Origin of the sequence: Streptomyces sp. NPDC060209 (assembly GCF_042728155.1) — a bacterium.
Lineage (GTDB): Bacteria > Actinomycetota > Actinomycetes > Streptomycetales > Streptomycetaceae > Streptomyces.
In genome coordinates, this window is record NZ_JBHWZS010000432.1 from 1 (window position 1) to 5,974 (window position 5,974).

The 5,974-nt window shown below is 67.2% G+C and carries 4 protein-coding genes; 2 read left to right on the forward strand and 2 right to left on the reverse strand.

Annotated features, from left to right (window positions below):
• Positions 1-57: 57 nt before the first annotated feature.
• On the reverse strand, positions 58-708 hold the full coding sequence (gene grpE / locus ACFWFI_RS40370) for a nucleotide exchange factor GrpE (protein ID WP_387400561.1): 651 nt from the start codon (positions 706-708) through the stop codon (positions 58-60).
• Positions 705-2,561 carry a molecular chaperone DnaK gene (dnaK, locus tag ACFWFI_RS40375; RefSeq protein ID WP_387400563.1) on the reverse strand — a complete coding sequence of 619 codons (1,857 nt, stop codon included), beginning with the start codon at positions 2,559-2,561 and terminating at the stop codon, positions 705-707. The genes grpE and dnaK overlap by 4 nt, the downstream gene beginning before the upstream one ends.
• 295 nt (positions 2,562-2,856) lie before the next feature.
• On the opposite strand from dnaK, the gene ACFWFI_RS40380 reads away from it, so the two are divergent.
• Both ACFWFI_RS40380 and ACFWFI_RS40385 read left to right on the forward strand, forming a co-directional pair.
• The gene (locus tag ACFWFI_RS40380; protein WP_387400565.1) at positions 2,857-3,567 is read left to right on the forward strand and encodes a sugar transferase; all 711 of its coding nucleotides are present in this window, start codon (positions 2,857-2,859) and stop codon (positions 3,565-3,567) included.
• Between the two features lie 92 nt (positions 3,568-3,659).
• Positions 3,660-5,927, forward strand: a complete 2,268-nt coding sequence (locus tag ACFWFI_RS40385; RefSeq protein WP_387400567.1) for a heterodisulfide reductase-related iron-sulfur binding cluster — start codon at positions 3,660-3,662, stop codon at positions 5,925-5,927.
• Positions 5,928-5,974: the final 47 nt, after the last annotated feature.

Genomic DNA, 5,974 nt, shown 5'->3' on the forward strand with positions numbered 1-5,974 from the left:
GGCCCCGTGGCCGGCCGCACGCCCCGTCGGTGTTCACCGCAGTGGTCGGACGGAATGTCAGACCTCTTCGGTGCCACCGCTCTCCTCGTCGTCTGCCTTCTCTTCCTTCGCCGCCGCGGGTGTGGCACCCGGCTGCGGCTCGGCCACGGCCACCCGCGCGGGGCGGATGGTGCGCTCCCCGATGCGATACCCGGGCTGCAGGATCGCCACGCAGGTCGTCTCGGTGACGTCCGGCGCGTACGAGTGCATCAGGGCCTCGTGGATCGTCGGGTCGAAGGGCTCGCCCTCCTTGCCGAACTGCTGGAGGCCCAGCTTCGCGACGACCGTCTCCAGGGATTCGGCCACCGACTTGAAGCCGCCGACGAGCTCGCCGTGCTCCCGGGCCCGGCCGACGTCGTCGAGCACCGGCAGGAGCTCGGTCAGGAGACCCGCGGCCGCGACCTCCTTGACCGTCACCCGGTCGCGCTCGACGCGGCGACGGTAGTTCTGGTACTCGGCCTGGAGCCGCTGGAGGTCGGCCGTGCGCTCGCTGAGCGCGGTACGGACCTGGTCCAGCTGAGCCGTCAGTGCCGCTGTCTGCTGCACGTCCCCGGCCGGGGCCGCCACCTCCTCCTCGGAGGGGGTGGCTGCCTTCGGCTCGACGTCGTCGGAGTTGGCGCCGGAGGGGACGTCAGGCTTCTCGTCGAAGCCCGGAGTCTCCTCGGTCACGCCGCACCGCCCTTCGTGTCCTTCTCGTCGTCCACGATCTCGGCGTCGACGACGTCGTCGTCGGCGGCCTTGGCCTCACCGTCGCCCGGCGCCTCGGCACCCGGCGTCGCACCCTCGGACTGGGCGTTGGCGTACATCGCCTGGCCCAGCTTCTGGGAGACGGCCGCGACCTTCTCGGTGGCGGTGCGGATCTCGGCGGTGTCCTCGCCCTTGAGCTTCTCCTTCAGCTCGGTGAGCGCGGTCTCCACCTCCGTCTTCACGTCGCCGGGGACCTTGTCCTCGTTGTCCTTGAGGAACTTCTCCGTCTGGTAGACGAGCTGCTCGCCCTGGTTGCGCGACTCGGCGGCCTCACGACGACGGTGGTCCTCGTCGGCGTACTGCTCGGCCTCTTCGCGCATCCGGTTGACCTCGTCCTTCGGCAGCGAGGAGCCACCGGTGACGGTCATCTTCTGCTCCTTGCCGGTGCCGAGGTCCTTGGCAGCGACGTGCATGATGCCGTTGGCGTCGATGTCGAACGCGACCTCGATCTGCGGCACGCCACGCGGGGCCGGCGGCAGACCGGTGAGCTCGAACATTCCGAGCTTCTTGTTGTACGCCGCGATCTCGCGCTCGCCCTGGTAGACCTGGATCTGCACGGACGGCTGGTTGTCCTCGGCCGTCGTGAAGATCTCGGAACGCTTGGTCGGGATCGTGGTGTTGCGCTCGATGAGCTTCGTCATGATCCCTCCCTTGGTCTCGATACCGAGGGACAGCGGGGTCACGTCGAGGAGCAGGACGTCCTTGACCTCGCCCTTGAGGACACCGGCCTGGAGCGAGGCGCCGATGGCGACGACCTCGTCCGGGTTCACACCCTTGTTGGCGTCCTGACCGCCCGTGAGCTCCTTGACGAGCTCGGCGACGGCCGGCATACGGGTCGAGCCACCGACGAGAACGACGTGGTCGATCTCGGAGAGCTGGATGCCCGCGTCCTTGATGACGTTCTGGAACGGGTTCTTGCAGCGGTCCAGGAGGTCGGCGGTGAGCTGCTGGAACTGCGAGCGCGTGAGCTTCTCGTCCAGGTGCAGCGGGCCCTCGGCGGACGCCGTGATGTAAGGCAGGTTGATCGTGGTCTCGGTCGAGGACGAGAGCTCGATCTTCGCCTTCTCCGCGGCTTCGCGGAGACGCTGGAGAGCCATCTTGTCCTTGGACAGGTCCACGCCGTGACCGTTGGCGAACTGCTTCACCAGGTAGTCGACGACACGCTGGTCCCAGTCGTCACCACCGAGGTGGTTGTCACCGTTGGTGGCCTTCACCTCGACGACGCCGTCGCCGATCTCCAGGAGGGACACGTCGAAGGTGCCGCCACCGAGGTCGAAGACGAGGATCGTCTGGTCGTCCTTGTCGAGCCCGTACGCCAGCGCGGCGGCCGTCGGCTCGTTGACGATGCGCAGGACGTTCAAGCCCGCGATCTCGCCGGCCTCCTTCGTCGCCTGGCGCTCGGAGTCGTTGAAGTACGCCGGGACGGTGATGACCGCGTCGGCCACCTTCTCGCCCAGGTATGCCTCGGCGTCACGCTTGAGCTTCTGCAGGATGAAGGCGCTCATCTGCTGCGGGTTGAAGCCCTTGCCGTCGATCTCGATCTTCCAGTCAGTGCCCATGTGGCGCTTGACGGAACGGATCGTCCTGTCGACGTTCGTGACTGCCTGGCGCTTGGCGACCTCGCCGACGAGCACCTCGCCGTTCTTCGCGAAGGCGACGACGGACGGCGTGGTCCTGGCGCCTTCGGCGTTGGTGATGACGGTGGGCTCGCCGCCTTCGAGAACGCTGACGACGGAGTTAGTCGTGCCCAGGTCGATGCCGACCGCACGTGCCATTTCAATTCCTCCAACTGACTACTTGAGTGGATCTGACTCAAGGATGCATGACACCCAGGCCGGAGTCAAAGGACCTGAGCCACTTACGCTCAACTTATGTGCTCGCATGTGCTCTGATCAGCCATTTTCCGCATTCAGGCCTCCAGGAAGACCCGCCGGGGCCTCCGGGATCCGCGACACCTGCCCTGCGTGGCGCGCCGCACACACCCCACCCACCATCGCACCGTGGGATCGTTCTGTCACAAAATGGATCGAGACGGTCATACCGTCACGTCATCGACTCCGGGCAGGTGCAATGCGGAACGCGAAGCAGACTGCGGCACGAAGGAAACGACACCCCGCCGCGCCGGCGGAGGGCAGGCCGGCGGGCCCTGCCGCCGTCCGCGTCACCGGGGTCACCCTGGCAACCGTGGCGGCCGAACGCGTCACCGGGGTCCTGGCGGCCATGACCGTCAAGCGGACCCTGGACCTGCTGCTCGGCTCGGCGCTCATGCTCCTGACGGCCCCCGCACTCACCCTCGCCGCCCTGGCCCTCACCCTCCGGCCGCCCCGCGGCCGGGAAGGCGTACTGAGGCGTGAGACCCGGGTCGGTCTCGGCGGCCGCTCCTTCGAGCTGCGCTCGCTGCGCACCAGACGGTTCCGGCTCGACCTGCTCTCCCGGCTGCCCCATGTCGTAAGAGGGGAGCTCTCCCTCGTCGGCCCGGCGCCACTCACTCCGGACGAGACCGCTCGCCTCGGACCCGCGGCCGGGCGCTGGCGGCAGGATCTCCGCCCGGGACTGACCGGCCTGGCCCAGGTGCGCGCCCGCTCCGGAATGCCCTGGGACGAACCCGCCCTCCTCGACGCGCACTACGCAGAGCATCATGGGACAGGGCTCGACCTGGCGATCCTGGCGCAATCCGTACGCATCCCCCTACGTGCGGCAGTACGCGGACTGCGACGTCCGGGGAAGGCTCACCTGAGCGACACAGATCACCGCCTGCCCAACTACAGCGTGGCGGAATAAGTGGATAGTGTCAGCACAGACTGATTAAGTTACTGCTTAGTAATCGCTTGTACGCGCTGGATCCCACCCTCGCAGGCCCGAGGAGCCCCCAAATGCAACTCGCCGCGATCATCGTGTCGCTGGTGCTGACTGTCGTCGGCGTTGCGCTCATCGCCCGAGCCGTCGCGCAGATCTACCGGTTCGTCCGTCTCGGACAGCCGGTGCCGGCAGGCAGCCGCACCGACAACCCCAAGCAGCGCACGATCACCCTGGTCAAGGAGTTCCTCGGCCACACCCGGATGAACCGGTGGGGGATCGTGGGCTTCGCGCACTGGTTCGTCGCCATCGGCTTCCTGACCCTGCCGCCGACGCTGCTCCAGGCGTACGGACAGCTCTTCCAGGCCGACTGGGTCCTGCCGATCGTCGGCGGATGGCTGCCGTTCGAGATGTACATCGAGTTCATCGGCATCATGACCGTGCTCGGCATCGTCACCCTGATGGCCATCCGGCTGCTGAACCTGCCCTCCCGGGCCGGCCGCAAGTCGCGCTTCGCCGGCTCCAAGGCCTGGCAGGCGTACTTCGTCGAGTACGTCATCCTCGTCATCGGCCTGGCGATCCTGGCCCTGCGCGGTCTCGAGGGCGCGATCCACCACGTCGAGGGCTACGAGGCCGCGTACTTCGTCTCGTATCCCCTGGTGCTCGCCTTCAAGGGCCTCGCGCTCGGCACGCTGCAGAACCTCATCTACTTCACCGCGATGATCAAGATCGGCACCTCGCTGATCTGGATGATCACGGTCTCCCTCAACACCAACATGGGTGTCGCCTGGCACCGCTTCCTCGGCTTCCCGAACATCTGGTTCAAGCGAAACGCCGACGGTGCCGTCGCGCTCGGCGCTCTGCAGCCGATGACCACGGGCGGCAAGGAGATCGACTGGGAGGACCCGGGCGAGGACGACACCTTCGGTGTCTCCCAGGTCGAGCAGTTCTCCTGGAAGGGCATCCTCGACTTCTCCACGTGCACCGAGTGCGGTCGCTGCCAGTCGCAGTGCCCCGCCTGGAACACGGGCAAGCCGCTCTCCCCGAAGCTCCTGATCATGTCCCTGCGCGACCACGCGCACGCCAAGGCCCCGTATCTGCTGGCCGGCGGCGGCAAGGACATGGAGGGCAACGAGAAGGCCACCGAGGAGCAGCTCAAGGACGTCCCCGCGGCCGCCCTCGCGGAGGCCGAGCGCCCCCTCATCGGGACGCTCGAGGAGAACGGCGTCATCGACCCGGACGTGCTGTGGTCCTGCACCACCTGCGGTGCGTGCGTGGAGCAGTGCCCGGTCGACATCGAGCACATCGACCACATCGTCGACATGCGCCGCTACCAGGTGATGATCGAGTCCGCGTTCCCGTCCGAGGCGGGCACTATGCTCAAGAACCTGGAGAAGAAGGGCAACCCCTGGGGGCTCGCCAAGAAGCAGCGCGTCGAGTGGACCAAGGAGGTCGACTTCGAGGTCCCGATCGTCGGCAAGGACGTCGAGGACCTCAGCGAGATCGACTACCTGTACTGGGTCGGCTGCGCGGGCGCTCTCGAGGACCGCGCCAAGAAGACGACGAAGGCCTTCGCGGAGCTCCTCCACATCGCGGGCGTCAAGTTCGCGATCATGGGCGGCGACGAGAAGTGCACCGGTGACTCGGCCCGCCGCCTCGGCAACGAGCCGCTGTTCCAGCAGCTCGGCCAGGAGAACGTCGCGATGCTGAACATGGCGTTCGGCGAGGACGACGAGGACGACTCGACCAAGAAGGCGAAGGCGACGAAGAAGATCGTCGCCACCTGCCCGCACTGCTTCAACACGATCGCGAACGAGTACCCGCAGCTCGGCGGCGAGTACGAGGTCATCCACCACACGCAGCTCCTCCAGCACCTGGTGGACGAGGGCAAGCTGGTCCCGGTGACCCCTGTCGAGGGTCTGATCACGTACCACGACCCCTGCTACCTGGGCCGTCACAACAAGATCTACACGCCCCCGCGCGAGATCATCGCGAAGGTCCCGGGTCTGCGGAACGAGGAGATGCACCGCCACAAGGAGCGCGGCTTCTGCTGCGGCGCCGGTGGTGCCCGGATGTGGATGGAGGAGCGGATCGGCAAGCGCATCAACAACGAGCGCGTCGACGAAGCCCTCTCGCTCAACCCGGACATCGTCTCCACCGCGTGCCCGTTCTGCCTCGTCATGCTGACCGACTCGGTCAACGGCAAGAAGAACGACGGCCAGGCGAAGGAGTCGGTGCAGGTCGTCGACGTTTCGCAGCTGCTCCTGGAATCGGTGAAGACACCCGCCGACCCGGCGGGCGACAAGGAGCCGGTTGACCAGCCGGAACCGGAACCCGTCCAGTAGCTGTCTCCCACCACGGAAGCGGCCGGACCTGCCTCGGGGGCAGGACC